The sequence below is a fragment of the Marinobacter sp. RI1 genome (assembly GCF_041155085.1).
GTDB classification, from domain to species: Bacteria; Pseudomonadota; Gammaproteobacteria; order Pseudomonadales; family Oleiphilaceae; genus Marinobacter; species Marinobacter nauticus.
On the sequence record NZ_AP031605.1, the window covers coordinates 3,077,542 to 3,103,847 of the forward strand.

At 57.6% G+C, this 26,306-nt stretch carries 23 protein-coding genes and 4 tRNA genes; 7 read left to right on the forward strand and 20 right to left on the reverse strand.

Going from position 1 to position 26,306, the window contains the following annotated elements; all coding sequences use genetic code 11:
• Positions 1 to 13 precede the first annotated feature (13 nt).
• The 6 genes from fliE to ACAM27_RS13965 all read right to left on the reverse strand — a co-directional run bounded on the left by fliE (position 14) and on the right by ACAM27_RS13965 (position 6,843).
• Positions 14 to 382, reverse strand: a complete 369-nt coding sequence (fliE, locus tag ACAM27_RS13940) for a flagellar hook-basal body complex protein FliE (RefSeq protein ID WP_011785472.1) — start codon at positions 380 to 382, stop codon at positions 14 to 16.
• 255 nt (positions 383 to 637) lie between these two features.
• Entirely contained in the window at positions 638 to 2,083 is a 1,446-nt protein-coding gene (locus ACAM27_RS13945) for a sigma-54 dependent transcriptional regulator (RefSeq protein WP_199452238.1), read from the reverse strand.
• 23 nt (positions 2,084 to 2,106) lie between these two features.
• Positions 2,107 to 3,342 (reverse strand): PAS domain-containing sensor histidine kinase, encoded by a 1,236-nt coding sequence (locus tag ACAM27_RS13950; RefSeq protein ID WP_011785474.1) that lies wholly within the window; start codon positions 3,340 to 3,342, stop codon positions 2,107 to 2,109.
• A gap of 213 nt (positions 3,343 to 3,555) precedes the next feature.
• Complete coding sequence (locus ACAM27_RS13955) at positions 3,556 to 5,004, reverse strand: sigma-54 dependent transcriptional regulator (RefSeq protein WP_011785475.1); 1,449 nt, start codon at positions 5,002 to 5,004, stop codon at positions 3,556 to 3,558.
• Between the two features lie 70 nt (positions 5,005 to 5,074).
• Entirely contained in the window at positions 5,075 to 5,404 is a 330-nt protein-coding gene (locus ACAM27_RS13960) for a hypothetical protein (RefSeq protein WP_014421030.1), read from the reverse strand.
• A gap of 80 nt (positions 5,405 to 5,484) precedes the next feature.
• A complete protein-coding gene (locus ACAM27_RS13965; RefSeq protein WP_023009852.1) occupies positions 5,485 to 6,843 on the reverse strand; it encodes a DUF1329 domain-containing protein in 1,359 nt (452 codons plus the stop codon).
• 219 nt (positions 6,844 to 7,062) lie between these two features.
• On the opposite strand from ACAM27_RS13965, the gene ACAM27_RS13970 reads away from it, so the two are divergent.
• Together ACAM27_RS13970 and ACAM27_RS13975 are read left to right on the forward strand one after the other, a co-directional pair.
• Complete coding sequence (locus tag ACAM27_RS13970; protein ID WP_022991631.1) at positions 7,063 to 7,545, forward strand: DUF6586 family protein; 483 nt, start codon at positions 7,063 to 7,065, stop codon at positions 7,543 to 7,545.
• A gap of 57 nt (positions 7,546 to 7,602) precedes the next feature.
• Positions 7,603 to 7,863, forward strand: a complete 261-nt coding sequence (locus tag ACAM27_RS13975; RefSeq protein ID WP_011785479.1) for a hypothetical protein — start codon at positions 7,603 to 7,605, stop codon at positions 7,861 to 7,863.
• A 7-nt stretch (positions 7,864 to 7,870) separates the two neighbouring features.
• On the opposite strand, the gene ACAM27_RS13980 is transcribed toward ACAM27_RS13975, so the two are convergent.
• Together ACAM27_RS13980 and lexA are read right to left on the reverse strand one after the other, a co-directional pair.
• A complete protein-coding gene (locus ACAM27_RS13980) occupies positions 7,871 to 8,368 on the reverse strand; it encodes a cell division inhibitor SulA (protein ID WP_113878963.1) in 498 nt (165 codons plus the stop codon).
• A gap of 39 nt (positions 8,369 to 8,407) precedes the next feature.
• The gene (lexA, locus tag ACAM27_RS13985) at positions 8,408 to 9,019 is read right to left on the reverse strand and encodes a transcriptional repressor LexA (RefSeq protein WP_181800034.1); all 612 of its coding nucleotides are present in this window, start codon (positions 9,017 to 9,019) and stop codon (positions 8,408 to 8,410) included.
• Positions 9,020 to 9,185: 166 nt separating this feature from the next.
• Here lexA and ACAM27_RS13990 point away from each other — a divergent pair, with 166 nt between their 5' ends.
• The 3 genes from ACAM27_RS13990 to ACAM27_RS14000 are packed head-to-tail and all read left to right on the forward strand — an operon-like array spanning position 9,186 to position 11,612.
• On the forward strand, positions 9,186 to 10,187 hold the full coding sequence (locus tag ACAM27_RS13990) for an amidoligase family protein (protein ID WP_022991632.1): 1,002 nt from the start codon (positions 9,186 to 9,188) through the stop codon (positions 10,185 to 10,187).
• Complete coding sequence (locus ACAM27_RS13995) at positions 10,180 to 10,917, forward strand: gamma-glutamyl-gamma-aminobutyrate hydrolase family protein (RefSeq protein ID WP_011785483.1); 738 nt, start codon at positions 10,180 to 10,182, stop codon at positions 10,915 to 10,917. Before ACAM27_RS13990 ends, ACAM27_RS13995 begins: the two co-directional genes overlap by 8 nt.
• Positions 10,918 to 10,928: 11 nt before the next feature.
• Positions 10,929 to 11,612, forward strand: a complete 684-nt coding sequence (locus ACAM27_RS14000; RefSeq protein ID WP_369612146.1) for an SIMPL domain-containing protein — start codon at positions 10,929 to 10,931, stop codon at positions 11,610 to 11,612.
• A gap of 9 nt (positions 11,613 to 11,621) precedes the next feature.
• On the opposite strand, the gene ACAM27_RS14005 is transcribed toward ACAM27_RS14000, so the two are convergent.
• Together ACAM27_RS14005 and ACAM27_RS14010 are read right to left on the reverse strand one after the other, a co-directional pair.
• Complete coding sequence (locus ACAM27_RS14005) at positions 11,622 to 15,389, reverse strand: translocation/assembly module TamB domain-containing protein (protein WP_374730289.1); 3,768 nt, start codon at positions 15,387 to 15,389, stop codon at positions 11,622 to 11,624.
• Positions 15,386 to 17,092 carry an autotransporter assembly complex family protein gene (locus ACAM27_RS14010; protein ID WP_278351300.1) on the reverse strand — a complete coding sequence of 569 codons (1,707 nt, stop codon included), beginning with the start codon at positions 17,090 to 17,092 and terminating at the stop codon, positions 15,386 to 15,388. The genes ACAM27_RS14005 and ACAM27_RS14010 overlap by 4 nt, the downstream gene beginning before the upstream one ends.
• Before the next feature lie 247 nt (positions 17,093 to 17,339).
• Here ACAM27_RS14010 and ACAM27_RS14015 point away from each other — a divergent pair, with 247 nt between their 5' ends.
• A complete protein-coding gene (locus tag ACAM27_RS14015; protein WP_113878958.1) occupies positions 17,340 to 18,344 on the forward strand; it encodes a hypothetical protein in 1,005 nt (334 codons plus the stop codon).
• Between the two features lie 13 nt (positions 18,345 to 18,357).
• On the opposite strand, the gene ACAM27_RS14020 is transcribed toward ACAM27_RS14015, so the two are convergent.
• The 4 genes from ACAM27_RS14020 to ACAM27_RS14035 all read right to left on the reverse strand — a co-directional run bounded on the left by ACAM27_RS14020 (position 18,358) and on the right by ACAM27_RS14035 (position 21,718).
• Positions 18,358 to 18,867 (reverse strand): shikimate kinase, encoded by a 510-nt coding sequence (locus tag ACAM27_RS14020; RefSeq protein WP_121206868.1) that lies wholly within the window; start codon positions 18,865 to 18,867, stop codon positions 18,358 to 18,360.
• Entirely contained in the window at positions 18,864 to 20,090 is a 1,227-nt protein-coding gene (sstT, locus tag ACAM27_RS14025) for a serine/threonine transporter SstT (protein ID WP_113878956.1), read from the reverse strand. The genes ACAM27_RS14020 and sstT overlap by 4 nt, the downstream gene beginning before the upstream one ends.
• 126 nt (positions 20,091 to 20,216) lie before the next feature.
• Positions 20,217 to 20,293, reverse strand: a tRNA-Met gene (locus ACAM27_RS14030).
• A 108-nt stretch (positions 20,294 to 20,401) separates the two neighbouring features.
• A complete protein-coding gene (locus ACAM27_RS14035) occupies positions 20,402 to 21,718 on the reverse strand; it encodes an acetyl-CoA C-acetyltransferase (RefSeq protein ID WP_022991639.1) in 1,317 nt (438 codons plus the stop codon).
• A gap of 191 nt (positions 21,719 to 21,909) precedes the next feature.
• Here ACAM27_RS14035 and ACAM27_RS14040 point away from each other — a divergent pair, with 191 nt between their 5' ends.
• On the forward strand, positions 21,910 to 23,316 hold the full coding sequence (locus ACAM27_RS14040; RefSeq protein ID WP_369612148.1) for a 3-oxoacyl-ACP reductase: 1,407 nt from the start codon (positions 21,910 to 21,912) through the stop codon (positions 23,314 to 23,316).
• Positions 23,317 to 23,447: 131 nt separating this feature from the next.
• Here ACAM27_RS14040 and ACAM27_RS14045 read toward each other — a convergent pair.
• The 6 genes from ACAM27_RS14045 to ACAM27_RS14070 form a co-directional block, all read right to left on the reverse strand.
• Positions 23,448 to 23,523: transfer RNA gene (locus tag ACAM27_RS14045), tRNA-Val, on the reverse strand.
• A gap of 9 nt (positions 23,524 to 23,532) precedes the next feature.
• Positions 23,533 to 23,609, reverse strand: a tRNA-Asp gene (locus tag ACAM27_RS14050).
• A 42-nt stretch (positions 23,610 to 23,651) separates the two neighbouring features.
• Positions 23,652 to 23,727, reverse strand: a tRNA-Val gene (locus tag ACAM27_RS14055).
• 179 nt (positions 23,728 to 23,906) lie between these two features.
• Positions 23,907 to 24,176: a hypothetical protein gene (locus tag ACAM27_RS14060; protein ID WP_369612149.1), complete on the reverse strand. Its 270-nt coding sequence runs from the start codon at positions 24,174 to 24,176 to the stop codon at positions 23,907 to 23,909.
• 45 nt (positions 24,177 to 24,221) lie between these two features.
• Positions 24,222 to 25,079, reverse strand: a complete 858-nt coding sequence (locus ACAM27_RS14065) for a DUF2846 domain-containing protein (RefSeq protein WP_369612150.1) — start codon at positions 25,077 to 25,079, stop codon at positions 24,222 to 24,224.
• A gap of 117 nt (positions 25,080 to 25,196) precedes the next feature.
• Entirely contained in the window at positions 25,197 to 26,156 is a 960-nt protein-coding gene (locus ACAM27_RS14070; protein ID WP_369612151.1) for a hypothetical protein, read from the reverse strand.
• Between the last annotated feature and the right edge of the window lie 150 nt (positions 26,157 to 26,306).

Sequence of the window (26,306 nt, forward strand, 5' to 3'; positions counted from 1 at the left end):
TGTTGCTCCGTTATCAGATCGGCATATTCATGATGTCTTCATAGGCTCGCACAACCCGGTTACGCACCTGGGTCAGAGCCTCAAAAGACACCGAAGATTTCTGGGCAGCAATCATTACCCGGGTAATGTCCACGTTCGGATCGCCCATTTCGTAGGCCGTCCTGAGTTCACTGGCCTGACTCTGGACCTCGTGTACATTGTTGACGGCCTTGCCCAGCATATCGCTGAAGCTGGGAACTTCCTGGGTTTCCTGAACCTGTCGTGGGCCATCGATGCGGCCACGTACGGACTGATCCTGTTCAATCCTCTGGTTCTGCATCATCTGGGTACGCAGATTCCGGATCTCAGACAGAACATTGTTTATGTCGGCACGTTGAACCATCACACTCTCCCGGCGGCCCAGTCGGGCCTGTACTTGTTGCTAACTCAAATGAACTGAAAGCAAGCAACAGGCCAGAAACAATTAAACCATTTATTTCAACGGGTTAATAAAGCATTTTACAGTGGAAGGCGTCTACGTGACAAAGAATTGACAGGAGTGAAACCAGACCGAAAAAGAAGACCAGGCAGGCGGGTAAAAAAACGGCACCCCGAAGGGTGCCCGAAGGAGTATAAGGTCGACAACAAAGGCCCTGACTCAGGCCATGGCCAGCTCCGCATCAAGATCGATACCGGCATCTCGCATCTGGGCCAGTTTGTAACGAAGCGTTCGCGGGCTGATGCCCAACTGCTCCGCTGCCCGGTTGCGCCTGCCACGCTCTTTCTTGAGGGTCTGGATAATAATACGGAACTCCTGTTGGCGCAGATCATCTCCGAGTGAGCCAATCGCCTCATCAGCCGCTGAATCCGCTTCCAGCCCGGCCTCGGGGTCTGGCACGTCAGCCGCAGGGACCTCCATGGACCTGGCGGAAATGGCCGGCTCGGCGGGTGCACCAAAGTCAGCGGCACCGGTAATCCCAAGCTCCAGACAAAGGTCGCCGGCGTGGATTACATTACCCTGATGCAACACCAGCGCCCGCTGAATGGCATTGTCCAGTTCCCGGACATTACCCGGCCAGGCATGAGCCATCAGTGCCTTACGGGCATCCTCGGCCAGGGTGATGCCGGTCAGCTTCATCTTGCGGCAATGTTTTTTCAGCAGTGAGCGGGCCAGGGGCAGAATATCCAGCGGCCGCTCCCGCAGGGGCTGCCACCGCATCGGGAACACCGTCAATCGATAATAAAGGTCTTCGCGGAACTTGCCCTCGCGCACGTAGTCCGCCAGATCACGGTTTGTGGTCGCCAGCACACGAACATCCAGCTGAATGGTCTTGCGACCACCGACGCGCTCCACTTCCCGCTCCTGCAACACTCGCAGCAGCTTGGACTGCAAACCAAGATCCATTTCGGAAATCTCGTCCAACAGGATGGTTCCGCCATTGGCCTGCTCGAATTTACCTGGGGAGGCTGCAACGGCACCCGTGAATGCACCTTTCTCGTGACCGAACAGAATGGCTTCCAACATATTCTCCGGAATAGCGGCACAGTTGATCGCGACAAACGGCTCATCCGCTCGGGGTGACTGCTGATGGATATAGCGGGCCAACACTTCTTTACCGGTACCACTCTCACCGGAAATCATCACTGTGGAATCACTGGCCGCCACTTTCGCGGCCAACTGGAACATGCGTTTGCTGACAGGATCCTCAGCCACCGGCTCATCGCCAGCCTTCTGGCGGCTTCCGCCCACGACCCGACTGACCGCTTCCACCAGAACCTGAGGCTCAAACGGCTTGACCAGATAATCGATGGCACCAGATTGCATGGCAGACACCGCGTGGCTGATCTGGCCGTACGCGGTAATCAGCATCATGGGCAGCCCCGGATACAAGCGCTGAACTTCCGCCAACAAATCATGGCCGGACATGCCGGGCATATTGACATCGCTGACCACCATATCGACCGGCGCCCGGGCCAGGCTTGCCAGCGCATCTTCAGCGCTGGCCGCTTCCCGCACCTGGAATTTCGCCAGTTCCAGCGTCGTTACCAAAGCTTCGCGCAGGTCGTGGTCATCTTCCACAATCAGAATCTGGGCCTTTGCCATGCTATGCACCTCCAACCTGTTCTTTAAAACCGGGCTGTCAGAATAGGCAGCCGAACTATCGCGTCGGCGCCTTGCTGTCCGGGGGATGAAATCGAAAACTCGCCCTGATGGGCCTTGACCACAGCCTGCACCACGGCCAGCCCGAGGCCGGTGCCATGGGACTTGGTGGTGTAGAAGGCTTCCATAATCCGACCTGCCTCACCAGGCTCGAACCCGGGTCCATTATCGGAAACCCGGATTTCCAGGCGGCCAGAGGTAGCGGAAACGACGATTGAAACGTCGGCTGCCCCCGCCTCCAGACTGTTATTCACAAGATTGGTACAGGCGCCGACCAGGGCATCGCGATTGCACATCAGCCGGCAAGGCGTCTGCACCTGGTTGTCCAGGGTCACCTGCACACCTGGCGCAAGCTTGAGTCCATCAACAGCAGACTCGAGCGCTTCCACCAGGCGCGACGAATCCAGCTCTTCCGCCAGTCGGGTTTCACCGCGGGCGAAGATCAACATGTCGCGAACCTGCTGTTCCAGATGGGTCAGGCGGGACATCAGCCGGGAAGCGCAACGTTGACGTAGCTCCTCATCGAGATCCGGCTGGCTCAGATGACCACCATAGAGAATGGCGGCGGACAGCGGTGTGCGAATCTGGTGGGCCAGGGACGCAACCATCTTACCCATGGCAGAGAGGCGCTGGGCATGAGCCAGTTGCGACTGGAGCTGGCGCGTTTCAGTCAGATCGGTCAGCAGGATCAACTGACCCGGCTGATTCTCCATGGTACGAATCTCAATGCTGACCCGGCGACCATCCTTCAGGGACACCTCATGGCCATCATCGTTACGGGGCGCGAAACAGCGGCGGATAACGTCGATCCAGCGCTCGCCCTCAAGCGGCTCGCCCAGCAAGGCAATGGCGGCCGGGTTGCTCTGACTGACAGTGCCATGTTTGTCCAGCACCACCACACCCGCAGGCAGGGCATTGAGCAAGGTAGACAGGCGATCTGCCAGCTGCTCTTTCTGCTCCAGCTCCTGCTGGCGCTGTCGCGATTCATAAGACAGCTCACCGGACAGCTGGTTCACCCGAGACTCGAGTGTGCGATAGGAATCGGTAATCTGACGAGACATGCGATTGAACAGTTCCAGCGCAGAATCTACAGCCTCATCGTCCTGCTGTGGAAACAGTGCTGTCACCTTGTCGTTGACATCAGCCGCAGCGTTGGCATCCGGCTGGTGGCGGGACTCCATAACGACATGTGCGTGGCTCATAACCTTTCCCCCTGACAGGCCCGGCGGGGCCATCAATACTTTTGTTCGGAAAGGTTAAAGCTAACAGCGTGCCAATTAGTATTTATTGTTTATTTTCAGATAGTAACGAAATCAACGATACCCAGGGTGACGAATTACCGTCGGCCAGAAACAACAATGGCGTCGCAGGTTACAAACCTTTGACGCCACCTTTTACCGGCAACCCCGGTGTCATCAGGCTTCTTCTGAGTCGTCCCTCAGACCATACTTTCGCACTTTCTCCACCAGCGTCGTGCGCCGTATCCGCAGCTTCTCGGCGGCGCGGGCGACTACGCCGCTGGCTTCATCGAGAGCCTGCTGAATCAATTGCTTTTCGAGATTGGAGAGATAATCCTTCAGATCAATGCCGTTCACCGGAAGCAACGCTGGCGCATCCAGCCCCACCAGGCCTGGTATGGAAGAGGGCATACCTGAATCCTCTACCGGGCGATTCTCGTCGTAATCATCCACATAGCGGAACTTCTTCGGCAATTCCTGCACTCCGATCACGCCATAAGGATGCATGATGGCAAGACGCTCCACCAGGTTCGCCAGCTCACGGACATTGCCCGGCCAATCATGACGACACAGGCTCATGATGGCCGCCGAGTTCATCCGCAATGAACCACGCTTCTCTTTTTCCATCCGGGAAATCAGCTCGTTGATCAGCAGTGGAATGTCTTCGACTCGCTCCCGGAGTGCCGGCATTTCGATGGGGAACACGTTCAGCCGGTAGTACAGGTCCTCCCGGAAATCACCGGATTCAATCATGTCCTCAAGATGCTTGTGGGTCGCCGCAATCACCCGTACGTCAGCGGTCTGGGTGCGGTTACTGCCCACTTTTTCAAAGGTGCGTTCCTGCAGTACCCGCAGTATCTTCACCTGCATGTTCAGGGGCATATCGCCAATTTCATCCAGGAACAAGGTGCCGCCTTCCGCCATCTCAAAGCGCCCTACCCTCGCCGTAATGGCACCGGTAAACGCGCCTTTCTCATGGCCAAAGAGCTCGCTCTCCAGCAGCTCTGCCGGAATAGCACCACAGTTCACCGGCACGAAGGGCTTATCGCGGCGGGAAGAATGGTAATGCAGATTGCGAGCAACTACTTCCTTCCCAGTACCGGACTCTCCGGTAATCAGCACGCTCACATCCTTGTCGGCCACCTGCTCCATCAACTGGCGCACTTGCTGGACTTTACGACTGGTTCCCACAAGGCTGCGGAACAGCTGCACACCACGCTGCTGGCCGCGCTGCTGGTTGCGGCTGAACTGGTCCCGATAGATCTGTGCGCGGTACAGGGAATCCACGAACTTGGTGTAGTTCAGCGGCCATTCCATCCGCGCAATCACTCGTGCCGCATCGTCCTCTGACAAACCCTTGAGCTCAGGGTCGCCAACCAGCAACACTGGTACACCGGTCATGGCCCGGCACACCTGCTCTATGGCGGAACAGGCGCCGGATTCGGTGCCGTTGACGACCGCTACCGAAACACTATCCCAGGCCTGATCATCGTCACTCGCCAAAAGCGCCAAAGCCTCGTCGCCGGAAATCACCTGCTCTTCACCGACAAACTCCAGAATGGTGACCAGATCTCGCCGTCTGGTTTCATCCTCACTCAGCACCAGCACTTTGTTATTTTTGGACATTCACAGGAATCTCTTCATGGATTTGTGCGGTATTTAAGACCGTATGTCGGCCCGAGTCAATTTTATGACGCTATCTTTGACGATTCGAGGAGACGTTCTGATAGGTTTTGGCGGCGTTACGGTTCTGGCTGACCCCCTTCAATGAGGCTTTCGCCTCGTCGCGGGCCTTCACAGCGGCGGCATCGGCCTCGGCCACAAAACGATTCAGCGCTTCCAGTCGCTCTCGCACCAGTGTGGCATCAAGGCAGCCCTTCTCGAGCTCAGCCATCAACGGTTCCACCGTCGGTCGAACCCGGGCATTAAGCTGGCCCAATCGTTCCCAATCCTGGTTGTCCAGGGCCAGGGTTAATTCGTCTTGAAGCTGATCCAGATCGGAAAGGAGGTTTTCAGGGTTGGCCATCAGCAATCTCCGTGGTCTGCGGGACAGACTGGCCAACGAAAGGGCGCCACCGGAAACAATGGCGCCCCGCAAGCGGACGGTTAACGCCGTGCAGCGCGACGGGCCGCAGAGGCGGTAAACTCGTTACCACGATACCCCGGCGCGAAATCATAGGCGGGGTAACCATTGTCCAGACCATCAATGTAATAACGATTTGCCTTCAGATCATACGTCATTTCCATGGTGGTCCAGAAGACCGGCTCGCTGTAGTAGCTGATATTGTGAGCCTCGGAAACGCGCCATAGCTCGCCCTTCTCGTTGTACTCCTCAGAAACCAGAATCTGCCAGCTATCTTCGTCAATGTAGAATACACGGCGCTCATAAATGTGGCCGATACCGGTACGACGCTTGGCCTCTACCACCCACACCCGATGCAGCTCATAGCGAGCAAGACTCTGGTTGATGTGGTTGGGGCGGATGACGTCCTCAGGGCGAACACTGGAATCGTGAAGCTTGTATCCGTTGTAGGGAACCAGCAGCTCCCGTTTACCTTTGAGTTCCCAGTCATACTGGTTTGGAGCGCCGTTATACATATCTTTCTGGTCTACCGAACGCAGAGAGGACGAATTCGGCAGGTCTGTCTCGTAGGCCAGGTTCGGAGAACGGCGCAGGCGTCGGGAGCCGGCGTCATAACGCCATGCAAGGCGAGGTGAACGAACCTGATCCAGAGTCTCGTGCACCAGGGTGATGGTGCCCGCCAGCGTGGTTGGGGCGATCGTCTCGGTTTTCAGGTAGAAGATCTTGTTGTCGATATCGGCAAGATCCGCGCCTACCTGACTGTACGCGAAAAAATAATCGTAGTGGTTGACCACCGGGTTGAAAGAACCGTCTTCCTGAGGGGTGGCTGAAGCACTTCGGAAGGACACTTCCTCACCGCGATACCGGAGAATGTGGTTCCAGATCGCTTCCAGACCATTCTGTGGAATGGGGAACGGGCTGGTCATGATGGTGTCTCTTACCCCGTTACCATTATCCAAAAGCTCGGCGGTCAGGGCATTCTGGCGAAACTTCTCGTATACATGTTCGGGAAACGCCGCTGTCCGACGGGTTTCATACACCGGCATGAAAAATGCCGGACCATATTGCTCCAGCATCCGGATGTGGCCGTCCGACAACTTATCCCGGTAAAGATCAAGGTTATCCCCCGTCACCACATACAGGGCGTCATCGCCAGGGAACGGATTGATTTCTACAGACCCCTCGCGCCAATTCGCCGGTGGCGTGGCAAGCCCGCCATCCCAGGCTGGAATGGTGCCCGCCGCGTTGCCCGCGCGCTCGGCACCAACCGGTGTCAGCTCATTGTTCAGGCGCGCGGCTTCAGCCTGTGTTACCTTTGCCAGCAGCGGACTGGACGCCCCCATAACAGCAACTGCGATGGCAGCAATAAATCGGTTTCGCATCCTCAACCTCCAGCGTGAGTCACATGAGTGGTCAATACTCACCCAATTTGACGCTCTTTGTGCCAGTTTCAAACGCCCGTTTCAAGTGGTTGTTTGTAGTTTCTTGTGACAAGAGCATTTCCACAAAGCGGATAGAGCGAGAAATAAACAGCCAAAAATGATAAACTCCCAAAGTTTTACCGGCCCTGTTTCTCTGGTTTTTCGTTCGCAGGTTTCCTCATGGCATCACAATGGCACACCCTGGTTTCGCAAAAGCTGTTTCTGGCCAAAACGTTACTAGTCCGGGTTGAGCAAGACGAAGCGGCGACTGCGCCAGAACGAGAAGCCCAACTGCAAGGTGCCATTGAGTTGTTGCTGCGGGCTCGCGGACTCCTGCTGGTAATGATTGCCCGATGTCACCAGAACAAGGTCGACAGACCGGCCTCCATTGACGAGCTGGAGGCGCTGTTTCCCTATGCGATTGCGGAAGGCGGGATGTTGAAGGAACTGGCTGAAACACCAGGGAGCTGGTGGCAACAGCTGAATCAGTTGGAGGCTGCCGCTGGAGAACCGCCCAAGACACGGAAAACCGTGACGGAAGAAAACATCATTGCGGTTTCGGCGGATCAGGGGCCAGATCGGTCCATTCAGGCTCTGAACAAGATACTGGCTGCCATGACCGTATTGACCAGAGAGATAGACGAGCAACACAGCGAGTGGTAATCCGCCTGCCGGAGCCAATCCATTAACATACGCTGACAGCAGATATAGGTTGAATGAATGTCACCTTCGTTTTTTGAAATTGTACAACTCGCCGACGGCGACTACGCGCTTCGCCGGATTGATGACGACGCAGCTCCACTTGTGCGCATCTCATTCTCTGACGAGGCCAGAGAAATGCTGGAAGACCGGGACATGAACGTCGCCAAGGCGATGATTGCCGCTGGCATCGAGGCCGCTGGCAACATCAGCCACGACATTGACTGGGAAGAGGACGAAGGCGAGTTCGCCGACAATCAGCCCCACTACACCTTGCATTGAGCACCCGTTATCTCTGGCGCAACACCACACCGTGGCTATTACCCTTGGCAGATGCCTTTTGCAACGTTTCCAGCGCCGCACGGCCCAGCTTGTGAGTCCAGAGCACAACGGCATGGCAGGTGCCTGCGCCCAGCGCTCGCTCAGCCAACTCTTGTGCCGGGAATTCTGCCGTTGACCGCAATACCAGAATCTCACTGGCCACAATGCCGTGCATTTTCTGCCACTTGGCCACCAGGGACTGGGGAGGATCAATCCACGCCAGCCAACGTTTCTCCTGGTTGAGTTGTGTGAGCATTGGCAGTAGCAACTGGAAATTCTCCACCTGCTCCTCCGGAAGAATAATCTCGGTAACATTGCCACCGAAGCCAGACGCTGAACGTCGCTCCGAACCGGACGCTGTCGCCCTGGCCGCCGGCACCTTTGGGCCAGAGGAAGAAACCGCGCCAGCCGCAACAACAGCTGCCGGCTGAAATGCCATGTTCTGAGTGAAGCTCAACTGTTCCATTACTCACCTACCTGCGCCATGCGCTGCCGAATACGGTACTCAGTGAAGATCGGAGCGGCGGATAACGCCTACGCCGAGACCTTCAATAAACAATTCCTGCTCCGCAAGATCGACCTCAATCGGAGCAAACTCCTCATTCTCTGCAATCAGCCAGACCTTGTTGCCTTCCCTGCGGAAACGCTTGACGGTGACCTCCTCTCCGACACGAGCGACAACGATCTGACCGTTATGGACATCCTGGGTACTGTGCACCGCCAGTAAATCACCATCCAGAATCCCGATGTCTCTCATGCTCATCCCCCGTACCCGCAAAAGGTAATCTGCTGAAGGAGAGAAGAAGCCCGGCTGCAGCGTGCAGTGATCTTCAATATGTTCCTGCGCCAGAATCGGGCTACCGGCGGCAACCTGCCCGATGACAGGGAGGCCCAGATCTTCTTCGGCCTCCGGCAGGCGAATGCCCCGACTGGCTCCCGGGACCATCTCGATGGCGCCTTTCCTTGCCAGAGCCCTCAGATGTTCTTCCGCCGCGTTGGCGGAACGGAATCCCAGCTCTGCGGCAATTTCAGCCCTGGTGGGCGGGTAGCCGGTTTCATCCACGTAACGTCGGATAATGTCCAGCACCTGGGATTGTCTTGCAGTCAGTTTCATCAGTCGGGCTCCGGAATTTCGATCCTGTTTTTTTATACAGTGAACTGACTATATACAGTGTTTTATCCAGTGTAAAGCCCTCTCCGTTTCGTTTCCTTCCTGTAACGGGCGACCAACAGCCTGTATGTTATGGTGACGCAAACCAGACACAGGGAAGCCACACACAACCATGACCGCACACGACCGCTGCAAGATGCCGGAACAAACGACAAACCGGGACGGCCAGGAACGAAAAGTCGGGGTTGAGATTGAACTGTCCGGCCTGACCTACGAGGCCCTGGTCCAGCATGCTGCCCGACTGCTTGGGGGAGAGCCGGAGCTGACATCCCGTTATGTCACCCGACTGGATACGGACGCCGGGGCTTTCACCATTGAGCTGGACTCTGATCCTATCAAAGACCTGGATCTTGCCGACGAGCGGCTCCCGGAATCCATTCGGGAACTCGGCAACCACGCCATGGACGTCATTGATTTTGCCGCCGAGAAGATTGTGCCATTAGAGATTGTGGGACCACCGCTCGCAATGTCGGCTCTGGGCATGATCGAGAATCTGGTAGACGAGCTGCGAGACCTGGGTGCTGAAGGCAGCCGGGAGGCCATCTACTTTGCGTTCGGGCTTCAACTTAACCCGGAACTACCCGATCTTGAACCCGAGACCCTGGTACGTTATCTGCAGGCGTTCGCACTGCTGTATGACTGGCTCAAGTCCCGGCATCAGCTGGATATCAGCCGGAAGTTCACCACCTACATCGAGCCCTGGAGCAGCCGCTACACAGACAAGCTGATGGCGGACGATTACCGTCCTGACCTGGACACACTGATGAGGGACTATCTGCACTACAACCCTACCCGGAACAAGGCATTGGATCTTCTGCCACTGTTCGCTCATCTGAACGAATCGCTGTTGTCCGAATACGTTCAGGATCCCAGGATCAAAAGTCGTCCTACTCTGCACTACCGGCTGCCGGATTGTGATATCGACAATCCCAATTGGCACTTCTCCACAGTCTGGAACGATTGGGTAGTGCTGGAGCAGCTTGCCAACAACCGTCAGGATCTTGATGCCCTGCGGGGCGAATTCCACGACTCCCGGAAGTTCAGCTTCCGCAATCTCACCCGCTCCTGGCGTGAGACCACTGATGAATGGCTGCATCAGCACGGTTATGTCTGACTGGGAAAGCGAAACGGACATCCCCGGCCTCACCATCGGCATCAGTGGCCCGGCCCGGCGAAGTATGGCCCATCGGCTGATCAGCCTGGGCCTGCGCCTGCATGGCGCCAGAACACACTACATCCGCCCGGGCGACCGAACCAACGTCGAACTACTGGACGGGCTGGTACTCTCGGGCGGCACCCACGTGCATCCGGGCCGCTATGGTCAACAACCCCAGGTGACGGCCAGGTATGACCTAAAACGGGATGCTACCGACACCGAGCTTCTCCGCCAGGCGGAGGCGATTAACATTCCGGTGCTGGGTATCTGCCGCGGTGCACAGTTTATCAACGTCTTTCACGGCGGGTCCCTGTGCCAGAACGTTACCCCGTTGCGGGTACATACCCGACATCGACCTTTGTTATTACCCCTCCAAACGGTTCGCCTGGTCCGGGACAGCCGTCTGGGAGGCCTGATGTACAGCCACGTGATTGGCGCCAACCGCATTCACAGCCAGGCCATCAAGCGCCTTGGACAGAATCTCAGAGTGACGGCCGTGGACAACGACCTGTTTGTGCAGGCCATCGAAAACACCGGCCGACAATGGTTGATGGGAGTGCAATGGCACCCCGAATACCTGCTTTACCACACCGGGCACCGTCGCATCTTCAGCCACTTTGTGCACGCCGCCCGGGCTCGGAAACTGGAACGACTGGATAACCGGGAAGGCCCGGAGTTCCACTCATAAGGAGAATGACCATGATCAAACGTCGACTGCCACTTGCGCTCGCCGCCGCCATCACCGTGATACCCGCGGCAGCCAGTGCCGGAGAAGTGAGCCTGAATGGTGAAGGTATTGTTCGTTACGAACCAGACAGCGCCAGACTGCAGTTCTCAGTCACGGCCGAGCACCCGGATGCCGCCAAGGCCTCTGAACAGGTGTCCGACACCATGGACGAATGGCGCCAGGCCATTGCGGCCTATCGTAATGAGCTGGACGACTATTCTGATGCCGATCTCAGTGTTTACACTCGCATGCTTCCTGTACGGGAACAAGGCCAGGATCCCAAGCGAGTATCGGTGGCAAGCCAGACCGTCAGCTTCTCGATCAACGATCTGGAGCTGCTGAATCCGTTGATTGGTGAAGCCAACAAGCTGGGGCTGCAATATCATCTTGGCAGCCACCAGTTTTTCCACTCAGACGAGCAGGGGCTCGAACGCGAAGCTCTGGCAAGGGCCATCGCCGATGCCAGAAGCCGCTGCGAGTTTGTCGCCAAGCAACTCGAGCAACGTTGTGGCGAAGTGGTCAGTCTGAATGTGAACGGCGGCCATCGTCCGGTACCGATGATGCAAGCGGAATCGAAAATGGTCGGTGACGCCGTTTCAAGCGTGGGCCCCAGGGAAATCCAGGCCACCGTCAGCGCCACCTTCGAGCTGGACTGACCTGGCCACTCAGAAGTTCCGTGTATAGAAAATATCCAGTGAGGCCGCCAGACCACTGGCGGCCTCCAGATAGAAGTAGCGGCCCAAATCGTAGCGCAGAGCTACCGTGGTAATGGGTTCAAATATGCCAACACCATAACGGAGGCTTAGTTCGTCTGTGATATAGCCGCTCGCCACCACGGAGGCCTGCTCCCCTGAACCCTCCGCCTCCAATGTCAGGTTACGGATACCCAGCTCGTTTCCAATACCTTGTGTGATCTTGCTGGCCTGGGTAAGACCCAGTGACAACGCAGCCCGGCTCATCTGCCCCTCATCCCCCTGGCCCCGGGGCGGACGGCCAAGAATAACGTACGACAAGGCATCACTCTGCGGCATCGACGGTTCCGAGAACACTTCCGTTTCCGGCTCATCCACCGGGCCGGACAACCGGATCCCGGCGACCACCGTATCAACTTCACGGACTGCCTCAATGTCCAAATACGGTCGGGTCAGCGCACCTACAAAGAGAATCCGTGCCCGGCGCAGGTCCAGTTCCTGGCCAAAGGCTTCATAGCGACCATTCACTAACTGCAGCGCACCCCGCGTATCCATGTTGTTGCCAATGCGCAACGTGCCTTCGAGGTTGCCGGTGACACCAAACGCGGCAAACGACACCTCATCCTCACCGACCACCACAGTCACATCCATCAGCATCGACCGAATGGCAGGTTCTTCCCGTTCGACACCCACGATGACTTCATCCTCGGAAACCGATACCGCCGATGGGGGGACGCTCTGGACTTCGATTTCGCCTCTGGGCACCTCAACGCGGCCGGAGACCGACAGCTCTCCAGATTTGAAGGCAATATCCAGATCCGGCGCCACCTCCAACCGGGCATAAGGTTCCAGCGTCACCGGCAGCCGTTCGCCTTTCAGGTTGATCGCGACTTGCGGCGACTGTGCCCACTCCAAGCTCCCGGAGACCTGGCCCTTACTGCGATCATTGCTTTTCCAGCGCCCGCTGATATCGGCCGACTGCCCCCTAAACTCAAGCACTACAAGCAATTCCTCCAGTGGCAGGGGAAGGCCAGGATCAAACACTCGCCCTTCACTAAGCACCAGCTCGCCGGTGACGTCAGGCTTCATCAAGGGACCGTTCAAACGACCACTGCCATTAACCCGCCCCTGAATGTCTTCAATACCGGTAAATGCCGAGAGGAAGGCAAGATTAAGGGCCTGGAGCCGGAATTCACCATCAACCGTGCGGTCACTGGCCAGAGGATCCACAGCAAGATCCAGGTCAAACTGGCCAAGTTCCGGGCCGCTGAAATCCAGGCTGACATTGGCCTCATCCGGTTTAAGATTAGCCTCAACCACTAGCTGGTCATGAGTGATGGGCTGCCAGTCGTCCAGCACCAGAACCCCGAACTCGCCGGCGCCAGCATCAATCCGGATAGTGCCATCAGGACCCGCATCCGTGAGTGCTACGGCAATGTCTGCGTCTATAGTCGATTGCCACCGAAAAGTCTCTGGAAACAACGGTGCCAAAGCACTGGCCGGGAAACCTCGCACTTCATAAGCAATGCGGGAGTCTGGCCACAGTCTCTGGTCAGCCGCACAGACCGAGCTTTGCTGCCAGCGCCAGCAGTGACTGCCAAGTTCAAGAGTCCCGGCCACGTAGGTGAGATCCGCTCTCGTATCCAGCTGCCAGATCTGCCCTGGCTCTGGTACGGAAATCCGGCCCCGGGTCAGCTGTCCGCGCCAATCCGGTAGTTTCTCTCCCAGCCCGCCCGCGAATTCCAGCTCAACCGAAGCTTCAGGATGATCGACTTGCAAAGCCAGGGTGTGGCGCTCCCGGGTACCGCTGAGGGACGCTACAACCTTGTCGAGTTCCTGGCCAGCGAGACGCAGCTCAGTGCCCGACAGATCAAGGTCCAGCACCCCGTCACTATCAAGTCCCGCCTCAAGCTGCGCCTCGGTAACCAGGAATTGATCCTGCCAGGCCAGATTGCCCGCCGTCAGTGAGAGCTCAGCTTCCGGAGCTTCCGGCGAGCCAGCCAGCCGAAGCCGTCCGGCAGCCTCCCCACCCAGACCAGCCAACAGTTGTTGCGGTGCGGCAAGATCAAAGCGCAGGTCGCCCGCCAGAGATTCGCCATACCGTCCACTGCCCTCAAGCCGGTTATCCCCGACGGACAGGTTGAAGTTTTGCACAACCCAGTCTCGCCCCTGGGTGGACAAGGTTCCTTTTGCCTGTGCCGGCTGCTGCCGCCATTGGCCGCTGAGATCCAGATCTGCGAATAATTCGGGCAGCGCCCCCTCCCGCAACTGGCCTCGGGTAGCCGCCGTTCCATTCAAACGCGCTTCCAGTTGCGGCACCCAAAAGCCCGGATTGAATCGATCGAGCTCAAACTGCGCCTCCCAGCTCAGCGGCCCGGAAAACACCAGTTCTGCCTGTCCGGAAAGCGCGCCGGCACCGGTGGTCATGTCCAGCTGGCTAAGGCTCACCGATTGCAGATCCCCTATCAGCCGGGATGTCAGTTCGGCTTCACCCAGGGGCCCCGCCACTGAAGCATCCAGCGCTGCCTGATAACGACCATTACCATACTGAACCTGGCCATCCAGACGTTTCAGCACAACCGGTGGCGGCTCCAGGCCCGGAATCAGGCCGTACCAGGGAAACTCCTCCAGGGTTATGTCTGCGCTGGCATCAATACCGTCACGCCAGGATACCTTGCCGTTCGCACCGAAGCGGCCATCGGAATTGCCCTCCCGATCCCGCGCGATCATCGTAACCTCGACGCCGGAAGCACCTTGGAGGGTCACCAGGCCCTGAACTGACGCCTCCACCGGCCCGGTGGACGCCGGGAGCATCGCCCGGGTTCGGGTATCGAAGCCCCGAGCCAGGCTACCATCGAGTTCCAGCCGCCATTGGTCCAGCGTCAGGGTTTCAGGCACGGCGCTGTGCGGCCGAAATTCCGGCGACTGAAGCTTCAGGGTAGCCGGCAAATCGGCATCAAGCGGATCCATCTCCCCCTCAAGGCGGGCATCGAGGTAGCCGCTGCTGGCGCCTGCCACACGAAGATCCCGGGCGCTGCCGGACAGATCCAGGGCAATCTGCCAGTCGTCTCCGCTCGGTGGTGGCAAGGTAACGTTGACTGAAAGATTCAATGGCCAGTCCCGACGCATCTCGGCTCGGCCATCGGCGGTCACCAGAATATCACCGCGTTCATACAGAAGGTGGTCAATGTTCAGGGTGGCACCCGACGCCCGGGAATCCAGCTCGACCCGATTCCAGACCAGGTTGTCATTTACCGTTAGTGCCCCGAGCCGGACTTCACGGATATTCACACCCAGGGGCAGATTGACGGAAGGCAACCGGATATCACCTCGTGGCTGATCAGCCTGGCCGGGGGTTTCTTGCACAGTAACCGCGATACTGGCCGCCTTGAGCGTGTCCAGACATACCGTCAGCTCAAGAAGGCACGACGGTGACCAGTCAATTTCCGGTTCGCTCACCTGAACGCCAACACCATAGCCCTGCCAGACCAGGCCATCGGCCCGCCACTGCCCCAGCATCGAGCCCTCGGCAGCTTCCGTCCGCAGGCCTGGTACCTGTTCAATGACCCAGGCGGTTCCCGTCTCACTGCGCAGGGCCAGCAGAACTGCAACCACCAGCAACAGGGGCACCAGCAGCAGTACCAGGACAATCACCAGCGGCCAGAACCACCAATGCAGGGATTTTCGGGTTTCCGGTTCGGCATCCGGGGCCTGTGTATTTCTGGATTGCACCTCGGTCACAGTTCCGGCCCCATGGAAAAGTGAATCCGCCAGCCACCGCCAAGCTCCTCATTCAACCCCCTGGCAACATCCAGGCGAAGCGGCCCCACGGGGCTGACCCAACGAATCCCCACCCCAACACCGGTCGCCAGCGGATCAAAGACATCGTTCACGGCATTACCCTCATCCACAAAGGCAGCCACACGCCAGTTCCTGGCAAACTCATACTGGTACTCAGCACTCCCCACAATGAGATATCGACCGCCAACGGCCACACCATCGCTGTCCTCCGGTGAAAGCGTCTCATAACCATACCCTCGTACGCTCTGGTCACCGCCGGCAAAGAACCGCAGAGAGGGCGGCACATCGGAAAAATTGTTGGTGGCTACACCGCCAAAGTTGAACCGGGCAAGAAAACGATGGTTGTCGGCCAGGGTATACAGACCCTTGGCAAGCAGATTGACATGCAGAATATCCGCATCTGAAAGCACCGCCCGGTGGGCCCCGGTGACATCCAGCTGTAAACGAAATCCCCGGGACGGATCCAGTGGCGAATCCGCCTGCAGCTTCGAATAGCTCACACCCGGCAGAAGCAGGCTGGAGGTCCCTCGCTCACCGTCACCAATGCGAAAGCGCTCGCCTTCCCAGCGCATCGACAACACCTGCATCCAACCGTTGTCCAATTGATGGTTCCATTGCTGACCGAAGGTCAGGCGTTCGGACTCAACGTCTTCCACATGTTCCCGCTGATACCCGGTGCCCAGGCGGATGGAATCGGTCATGGGCGGGTCAAGAGGCAGTTCGTACCAACCACTGACACTCTGGCGCAGTTCAGAGAGCTCGGTATCTGCCCCTCTCTTGTGCCCCATGGAGTTAATATAGTGCTCACGCCAGTTGCCGCGGAAACGCGGCCCCACATCGGTCGAGAACCCGACGCCCGCAGACACCGATCTGGGAGGCCTGGGAGTGAGACCGATTGTCACTGGAATAACACGATCCTCTGCCTGGGAAGGAGAGGCATCAATGTCGACGCCAGAAAAATAGCCGCTGTTGGAGAGATCCCGGTTCAACCGGGCCACCTTATCGGCATGAAACGGCTCGCCCGGCTCTGTGGTTACAAATTGCCGCAGCAACTGCTCATCAAAACCATGGCCTTCCAGAAAGGTGACTTCACCCAGTTGGTAGCGTTCACCGGTGCGATAGGTAAGCAGGATATCCGCGGCGTTGGCGTCCGGGTCGACCTTCAGCTTTCGGGTCTCATACTCGCCGTCAAAGTAGCCCAGGCGCCCTGCCCGGTTCTGGATCGCCTGCCGCAAACCGTCATATTCACCATGATTCAGAATATCACCTTCCCGGGGACGCTCCGGGAGGCTTTGCACCAGGTCCGGATCGTCGGCCCCGGGCCCCTGGATATCCACCTGCCGGGATCGCACGCGCACGGGCTCGCCGGGAACGATGGTCAGCACCAGCTCCGCTGGCGCTTCATCCTGTTCATTCACTTGCCAGCGTATGGTCGGATTGTAGTATCCGAGGGCCCGGACCGCTTCTTCCACCTGGGAGACGGCGCTGGAGGCATAGCGGCGCAGACCGTCGGCGGTTCTGTCCTCAACCTCGCCCAGCAGGATTTCCGCGTTCTCCTGCAATTGGTCGTAATCCCCCTCGACCTCCACCCGTACCTGGTTGGCCAATCCTGAACTCGCCTGCCATAACAGCAGCCATATCATCGGCCTGATCGCTGTTTGAATGTGAGTGCCGAATAACCGCATCAAAGGATGGCTGCCCTGACCAGATAAAGTGAGTATTCCCTGTCACAGGGGCGAGAGTTTACCCGCAAGACCGGGGCGCTATCCATGCCCGCCGTATTAAGATTAGCAGCATAACGCCATCGCCGTTGCCACCGTCAGCCTCGTACCTGATCCAGAAATAGGCTAACCTGTCAGACACTTATAGAGTCATAGACAGGTCCTACGGATGCTTCATGTAAACCGCGAAAACCTGAAATCCAGTCATCAGTTGATCTGGTTCCTGATCGACTTTCTGATGCTTGGCCTGTTGATCATCAACCTTTCGTTCATCATCTGGGATTCCATCTACAACTTTGTGGCTGTGCAGAATCTCCTAAAAGACTACGCGCCGGCACTGCAATCTGCCTACCACCCCATTCATGAACGCTTCATCTTCTACGACCTGATCTTCGTGGCCATTTTCCTGAGCGAATTTGTACTGCGCTGGGGTTATTCAATCAGGGCAAAAGTCTATGACCGCTGGTACTTCTATCCGTTCATCCACTGGTACGATCTGGTGGGCTGCATTCCGGTTGGCAGCCTCCGGTTTCTGAGAATCCTGAGGGTGATCTCTATTATCTACCGGCTGCATCAGTACAAGATCATCGATTTCACCAACACCCGGCTGTTCCGGTTCGTTAATTTCTACTACGAAGCTTTCATGGAGGAGTTGTCTGACCGGATTGTCCTGAAAGTACTCAGCGGTGTTCAGGAAGAAGTTCGACGGGGCTCGCCTCTGTTTGAGCGTATCCAGCAGGATATTCTTTATCCGCGGCGGGAAATGCTGTCAGACTGGATTTCAGAGCGGGTGGCAGTGGCAGCCAAGGAGGGTTACGTACCAAATCGCGGCGCATTGAGGGCCTACCTGGAAAACCGGGTGGACCAGGCCTTGAAGCAGAATCTTGAGCTGTCCCGGTTGAAATACCTGCCTGTGGTGGGGCCAACCATCCAGGACACACTGGAGAATGCGGTGGGTGACATTGTCGCCAATGTGATTCACCAGATTCTCGAAGACCTGGCCTCCACTTCTAACCATGCGTTTATTGAAGATATCGTCAACGTGTTCCTGCCCGAACCTGGCCAACAACAGGAAGAGGCCGAAAACGAAGCGCTAATCAACCTGATACTGGAGGTGGTCGACGCCATCAAGGACCAGGTCCGGGTCAAACACTGGCGCGAGAATCTGCCCTGACAGGAATTGCTCGTTACTGTGGCAACCCATCGATGACCGCCTGACAGACCTGTTCCTGGTTCAACCCCTGGCCCTTGATGGCCAGGTCCGCGTAGCGGGTATAAAGGGCGAAACGCTCTTCAAATAACGCTTCCAGCGACTGGTCGGGCCGACGGGAGATACCGCGGAGGCTGTAATTGCCGATACGTCTGCGCACCTCATCCAGAGAAATGTCGAGAAACACTACGGTGCCCTTCTGCCTCAGGTGTGTCATCGCGGCCTCACTGTACACCGCGCTACCACCGGTGCTGATGACCTGACCTTCAACCTCAAGAGCCAGCAGTACCTGCTCTTCAATCCGGCGCAGGGCCAGATAGCCGTCCTGGTCAACGATCTCCTGCAGCGTTCGCCCGGCCTGCTCCTGTATCAGCAGATCGGTATCGATAAACCCCAGGCCCAGGCGTTTTGCCACCAACACCCCGACGGTGCTTTTGCCGCTGCCAGGCATGCCGATAAACACCAGATTTCTGCGCCCGGTGGTCATGCTGATTCACGAGCCTCTGCCGAACGACAGGCCGCCGCGGTGAACAGAACATCGGTTGATGAGTTCAATGCGGTTTCGGTGGAATCCTGAACCACGCTGATGACAAAACCAATGGCAACCACCTGCATGGCCACTTCCGTGGAGATACCAAACAGACTGGTCGCCAGCGGAATAAGCAGCAGTGAACCTCCAGCCACGCCGGAAACCCCGCAGGCCGCAATAGACGACACCACACAAAGCAGCAGTGCGGTCGGGAAATCCACCGGAATACCCAGGGTATTCGCAGCCGCCAGGGTAATCACGGAGATGGTGATGGCGGCACCGGCCATATTGATAGTGGCACCAAGCGGGATGGAAATAGCGTAAGTATCCGGGTCCAGCCCCAGCCGGTCACACAGGTTAAGGTTAACCGGGATATTGGCAGCGGAACTGCGGGTAAAAAAGGCGGTGATGGCACTGCCCCTTAAACAGGCGAATACCAGGGGGTAAGGATTCTGGCGGGTGTGGAGGAAGACAATCAACGGATTGGTCACCAGAGCCACAAACAGCATACAGCCAACAATGACGGCCAGAAGGCGGCCGTATTCCAGCAGCGCGCCGATGCCGGCATCGGCCAGGGTATTGGCAACCAGCCCGAAGATTCCCAGGGGCGCAAACCGGATAACGGCCCGGACAATGCCGGAAATTGCATCGGACAGGTCGTTCACCACTTGCCGGGTGGCGTCACGGCCCTGGCGCAGCATTAATCCCAGACCAACGGCCCAGGCCAGAATAGCAATGAAGTTCCCCTCCATCAGGGCGCTGACCGGATTCGTCACCGCGCTCAGCAGAAGATTGCGCAGGATCTCGACGACCCCGCCAGGCGGGTTGCCGCTGACTTCCGGAAGCTCCAGAGTGAGTTCCGTGGGGAAGACAAAGCTGGCGATCACCGCTACCACAGCCGCCACCAGCGTACCGATCACATAGAGCAGCAACACCCCACGAATGTGGGTTGGCTGTCCCTGCTGGTGATTGGCAATGGCTGCCGTCACCAGCGCAAACACCAGGATAGGCGCAACCGCTTTCAGGGCGGATATAAACAGTTGGCCAAGCAGAGAAACCGATTGGGCAGTATCAGGCCAAATCACGGCCAGCAAAACGCCGGCAATGATTCCGATGGTAATCTGGGGTATCAACCCCATCTGCAGCAGGGGGCGTACAACGCCAAGTCGCCGGGAAGACATCTTTGGGCTCCTTTTGCTTGGTCAGAAAGGGGCATCACCCGGCAATAATGGCCATGGGAATAATCTGCCGCCCAGAAAGCAAAAAAGGCAGATCAGTGAAGGTAACTGACCTGCCTTTTTCTTTTTTGGTAGCGGGAGCTGGATTCGAACCAACGACCTTCGGGTTATGAGCCCGACGAGCTACCAGACTGCTCCATCCCGCATCAAACTTTTCATCAATCAGGTAGAGGCCCGATCAACGTGGCGCGAATACTATAGCTCTGGCCGCCAGCTGTCAAAGCGCATTTCGGTTATTACCTATCCCGCCCGGATCAGCGCTCCAGAATTGCCGTCACGCCCTGGCCGCCAGCGGCGCAGATTGAGATCAGGCCACGACCACTACCTTTCTGCTCCAGCAGCTTGGCCAGCGTGGCGACAATACGGCCTCCGGTCGCGGCAAACGGATGCCCCGTGGCCAGACTCGAACCCTTCACGTTCAGCTTGTCGCGATCAATGGTGCCCAATGGTTTTTCCAGCCCGAGGCGCTCCCTGCAGAATCCCGGATCTTCCCAGGCTTTCAGGGTAGATAAAACCTGTGCCGCAAATGCCTCGTGAATCTCATAGAAGTCGAAATCCTGAAGGGTCAGGCCGGCCCTTTCCAGCATCCGGGGTACGGCATAGGCTGGCGCCATCAGCAGGCCCTCTTTCTTGTCGACGAAATCCACAGCAGCCACTTCGGAGAAGGTCAGCCAGGCTTTGACATCCATGTTATGGGCCTTTGCCCACTCTTCGCTGGCCAACAGCACTGCCGACGCGCCATCGGTCAGCGCCGTGCTGTTGGCTGCAGTCATGGTGCCGTTTTCCCGATCAAAACAGGGCTTGAGGGTGGCCAGTTTTTCCAGCGTGGTGTCCGGACGCAGGATATTATCTTTATCGAGACCGGCCATGGGAGTCATCAGATCGTCGAAAAAGCCCTCCTCGTAGGCCTTTGCCAGCTTCTGATGACTCTCCCAGGCCAGGCGATCCTGATCTTCACGGGCGATACTCCATTCTTTGGCAGTCACCTGGCAGTGGTCCCCCATGGACATGCCTGTACGGGGCTCGCCGTTCTCCGGAATCTCCGGCACCAGATGGCTCGGCCGGAAACGGCCAAGAATTTTCAGGCGCTCCTTGGTGGTCTTGGCACGGTTGAGGTCCAGCAGGATTTCCCGGAGCCCTTCGCCCACCCCGATCGGCGCATCAGACGTGGTATCGGTGCCGCCGGCAATGCCGCACTCGATCTGTCCCAACGCGATTTTGTTCGCCACCAGAATCGCGGCTTCCAGGCCGGTTCCGCAGGCTTGCTGGATATCGTAGGCCGGTGTTTCAGGTGCCAGACCACAGCTGAGAACCGATTCACGAGTCAGGTTGAAGTCCCTGGAATGCTTGATCACGGCGCCCGCGACCACTTCGCCCATTTTCATGCCGTCCAGATTAAAGCGATCCACCAGCCCACGAAGCGCCGAAGTCAACAATTCCTGGTTACTGATCTTGCTGTAGGCAGTATTGGAGCGGGCAAACGGAATACGGTTACCGCCAATAACGGCAACCCGTCGAATGCCCTGGCTTGCCCCTTTCACGGGTGCTGAGGTTTTCTTTGCCTGTGCCATCGCTGTGTTTCCTTGTGAGTCAGATGATTCTGTTTCGGTTCACCGATACTGTTGATGAGTCTAGCGCCTGACGGCAGTCTCTCATTGGCAACTCTGACAACGCACAACCTGCGTTCAGTCAATACAATAGCTGGAAGATTCCTTACCCTTTAGGCTAATTTGCAATCAACCAGATGCACAAGGAAGAAAACATGTCTGACCTCTACCTCAAACTCGTGAATACCCCGGTGGGAAAAACCGCCGCCCAGTCTCTTGGCTTGCCGTCACCGGCCCCGCTGAAACGCCTCAAGCGAGTGGATCAGCCTTTTATTGAGGGCGACGTCCTCATTGGAGCCGGCAATGGTGCCCGCGCCATCGCCACCCTTGGCAGCATTGTTGGCGCCAGCCCGGCCACCCTGCACCACGCCACCGGGCCGGAAACCCTGGCCGAATCGGCCAAGACAAGCAACAAGGCTCAGGCACTGGATATCACCGGCGAGGTCTCCGGCAAGTTCTCGGCACTGATTTTCGATGCGTCCGGCCTGCAGAAACCGGATGAATTGCGCGCCCTGTATGACTTTTTCCACCCCACTATCCGAAAACTGGCGACGAATGGCCGGGTTCTGGTGATTGGCCAGGACCCGCACACCTGCCGTAAGGCGCCCCAGGCCGCTGCACAACAGGCACTGGAAGGCTTCGTACGAGCCGTTGGCAAAGAGATCGGCAAAAAGGGCGCTACCGCGAACCTGGTCTGGATAGCACCCAATGCTGAAAACCAGCTGGATTCCTCGGTTCGGTTCTTCCTGTCGCCACGCTCAGCCTACGTCTCCGGGCAGGTGGTTCGCATCGGCAAAGCCGACGAAGCCAAAGCCACCAATCCGGTCGCACCATTGGCAGGCAAAGTGGCCCTGGTGACCGGCGCGTCCCGAGGCATTGGCGCCGCTATCGCTGCAACCCTCGCCAGAGATGGGGCAACCGTCATCGGGCTCGACATTCCGCCGGCACTCGAGGAATTGGAGAAAGTAACCGGCGCTCTGAAAGGCAAGGCGCTCGCCTGCGACATCACCGATGAAAAGGCGCCAAAGCTGATCGCAGACTTTATCGAAAAGGAAACCGGCGGTGTCGACTTCGTCATCCACAACGCCGGCATCACCAGAGACAAAACCCTAGGCAACATGCCCGAACATTTCTGGGATATGACCATTGCCGTCAACCTGACTGCAGAAGAGCTGATTGACGAGGAACTGGCGGAGCGCAAACTGATGCGGGAAAACGGCCGCATCGTCTGCATTTCTTCGATCAGCGGCATCGCAGGCAATTTCGGCCAGACCAACTACTCCTGCGCCAAAAGCGGCGTGATCGGCTATGTCGAAGCCATGGCCCGTCATCTGAAGAACGGCATCACCATCAATGCCATTGCCCCGGGCTTTATTGAGACCCAGATGACCGCCGCCATGCCGTTTACCATCCGTGAGGCCGGTCGACGCATGAACAGCCTGTCTCAGGGCGGGCAACCGGTTGATGTGGCCGAGGCTATCGCCTGGTACTGCAACCCAGCGTCTGCGGGCGTGAACGGGAACGTGGTTAGGGTATGTGGCCAGTCCCTGATCGGCAAGTAATTCAGAAAAGGCACTACAGGAAGAGGCCGGTCAGGGTAACCCTGCCCGGCCTTTTTGCGGCTCACCAAAGGAGCTTGGCGTTTTCTGAGGGCATAAAAAAAGCAGACCAGATTGGTCTGCTTTTTAGAATCTGGTGGGTGGTGCAGGGATCGAACCTGCGACCCTCGCCTTGTAAGGGCGATGCTCTCCCAGCTGAGCTAACCACCCAGGGTAAGGTGGCGGAGCGGACGGGACTCGAACCCGCGACCCCCGGCGTGACAGGCCGGTATTCTAACCAACTGAACTACCGCTCCGCATCGATTCAGCTTTGCCGAATCTGAACTCTGTTTTGAAAGTGGTGGGTGGTGCAGGGATCGAACCTGCGACCCTCGCCTTGTAAGGGCGATGCTCTCCCAGCTGAGCTAACCACCCACTTTCGCTGCCTTACTTTATTTCAGGCTCAAAACAGTCACTTGCTGCGCTTGGCGCCTGCTGAGTCAGCGTTGCTGTCTCAACCAAGTGAGACGCGCATTTTAAGCATTTCGCTCACTGTGTCAAATGTTTTTCCGAAAAATACTGAACTTTTTTCCGAGACGCTCTCAGGCGAACATTTATTGATCAAAATCAGAACGTTGTACTGTTTTACCCTGTTCAGGGAAGGGCCGTATTTCCGCAGACTTCTGACCTGCCTGCTGCCACTTTCGCTTCAGAGCCAGCTCACTCACTCGCGCCCGGCGCTCGCCAGGCACCGCCTGACTGGCAAGCGCCTGGTTAAGGTCATCAAGGCGTTGCCGAGCCTCCCGCCAGGACTCTTCAAGCAACGGACCAACCTGCCTGGCCAGCCTGTCAATACGCAGCCGGAACGTATCTTTGAAGGACATTATTTTTATCTCTCTTCACTACACCAATCCCAGTGTAGACATTGCCTAGAATATCCACCAGCCTCCCGATTCCGCCTCTTCCCTGCGCTCGCGCTCAAGTTCCAGTTGGGCATACTCCTGCTCCAGCGCCTTCAGCTTGCGATCGGCTTCCAGCGGCACCGTTGGCCCACCCCCGAATGGCCAGAACCAGGAGGTCTCCTCATATTTACCCTGCTGCTGCAGGCGCTCAATCTCCAGCTCGCGCTCCTGCTCAAGAGCCAGCTTCCGCTTCTCGTAGTCGGTATCTTCGTTAACTTCGACAATCGACGTTGCGGCATGGTTCGGCGCCAGTAGATCGCTGTTCAGGAACAGCGTGGACACAATTTCGTCCGACTGCATGGCGTATTCACGGGTAACCAGCTGCAGCTCGCCGGAGGCCAGCGGGTGCTCCGGGTCCAGGTCCGGATGAGGACGCGAGGGCTCCTCCAGTTCGTTGTATCTCAGGTAGTAGATCTTGCCAGGCTCCACCTTCAGAGAGGCATCCGCAATCAGGCTCAAACTGAAGGAGTTCAGGCCTTCAAGCCCAAGCAAAGGCCGACGCATGGCGATGTGCCGTTCACCGGGGCTCACTTCCAGCCAGGTAAAGCTGTTATTGCGGATGTTGAAATAGTGCTTGTCGTCAATATAGACGCTGGGAGACTCGATCTCATCCGCCGCCCACTGGGAGTGGGTACGGTAGAAATACAACAAGGCATTGCTCTGGTCCCACTGATCGGTGTCGATATGCACGAAATCATGGCCCGACACCGGATGCAGAAAGCCACCCACACTCTTGCCGATAGACTGATAAACGGTGCAACCAGACAACACCAGAAAGCATGCCACAACGGCGACACTCTTAACGAAAGGCACTCGGATTTTCATTGTTATGCACTCTTCATCCCTTATCGAGTAGGGACGATCATAACAACTGGCCACCACAAGAAATGAGAGCTACCGCAAGGGATGAATACAAACCGTTACATTCACCCCCGGCAACCGTTACTGCCCTGAGTTCGACGCCCTGAGCTGATTGACCTCCTCCGACAGGCGCACGAGGCGCGAGGTAAGTTGGGCACGGGAAGCATCGATGGATTCCACGGTCCGGGCCAGTTCTGCCAGCCGATTCCGCAGCGCCTGAACATCACCGGCTCCTGCGAGGCCGTCCGTTCGAGCCTCAACGGAGGACAGCCGGCTTTCAATACCATCGATCCCCAGTTTCTGCTCCTGCTCAAACCGACGGATACGGCTCTCTACCACCTGATCGATATCACCGATCTGCCGACTCAGCCTGGTCAGTTGCGACGTCGCCTCACTATTTGCCTGCTCCAGCGCAGCCACAGACGTCTCCAGCTTCTGGCTCAGTTGGGCGATATCTCCAGCAAACGTGGTACGAACCTGCTCGAGCGTGGTTTCCAGATCTGACACCGATTTGCCGGTCTCGGCCAGATTCTGATCCAGCACCGAGAGCCGCTGACCATGCTCTTCAAGCTGTTTCCGGTTACGCTCATTGGCAACCACCCAGAGCTTGCGGATTTCACTGTTGGCGGTCTCAACCTTTTCCGCATTGGCCGCTATCTTTTCCTCCAGAGAGGCACCCCGCTCCTGCAAGGATTCCCCGGTTTCCGAAAGCTCGCCCTCAAAACGGGCCAGCGCCAGCTTACTTTGCCGCGCCCAGTAATCCGCCTCTTCCAGTTGACTCTCCAGCGCCGCGATGCGCTGACTCTGGCTATACCACCCTGCGCCAGCAGCCACCGCAAGCCCGAAAATCGCTCCCCAGACAAGAACTCGTCCACCACGACCACCGCCTCCGCCAGAGCCCGCAGCTGCACCTGGCGGCCTGGCTTTGGGAGCCCCACGCCCAGTCTCACGCTCTTTACTGGCACGAGGGGTTCGCGCTTCCCCGGCGCCGATCGGGGGGTCTGCTCTCAGCTCATCTTCGTCCGGGCGGATGGATTCCATTACAGCTCCTGGAAATGGATGGTTTAATTGTATAACCGACGATAATACCTGCAGTTACGGACAGGTTAAAATGAAGGCTTTTAAAGAAAGCGCTCCGGCACCCGGACGCCCGGGCTTGCCGTGTTGCACGGCAACTGGCCAGAACATACA